The following is a 431-nucleotide window of genomic DNA, read 5'->3' on the forward strand; positions in this document are numbered from 1 at the left end:
TTCGTTTAGCTCTGCTTGCGGCTCGTCATCAGCGTCCTCGTCAGCCGTTTCATCTGCCTCGCGAGTAGCCTCTGGCTCAGCTGGCTCGTCCGCCGGTGCATCGTGCTCATTTAACTCGGCTTGCAGCTCGTCGTCAGTGTCCTCGTCAGCCGCTTCATCTGCCTCGCTAGTCGCTTCTGGTGCAGCTGGCTCGTCCGCCGGTGCGTCGTCTTCGTTTAACTCGGCTTGCGGCTCGTCATCAGCGTCCTCGTCAGCCGTTTCATCTACCTCGCCGGTAGCTTCTGGCTCAGCTGGCTCGTCCGTTAGAGCATCGTCTTCGTTTAAATCGGCTAGCGGCTCGTCGTCAGCGTCCTCGTCAGTCGTTTCATCTTCCTCGCCGCTAACTTCTGGCGTGCCCGATTCGTCCGCCGGTGCGTCGTCTTCGTTTAACT

At 59.6% G+C, this 431-nt stretch carries 1 pseudogene; it reads right to left on the minus strand.

Annotated elements, in window-relative coordinates:
• Positions 1-431: pseudogene (locus BZG25_RS16020) on the minus strand (hypothetical protein); the annotation flags it as partial.

The sequence above is a fragment of the Salinivibrio sp. ML198 genome (assembly GCF_001996015.1).
Lineage (GTDB): Bacteria > Pseudomonadota > Gammaproteobacteria > Enterobacterales > Vibrionaceae > Salinivibrio > Salinivibrio siamensis.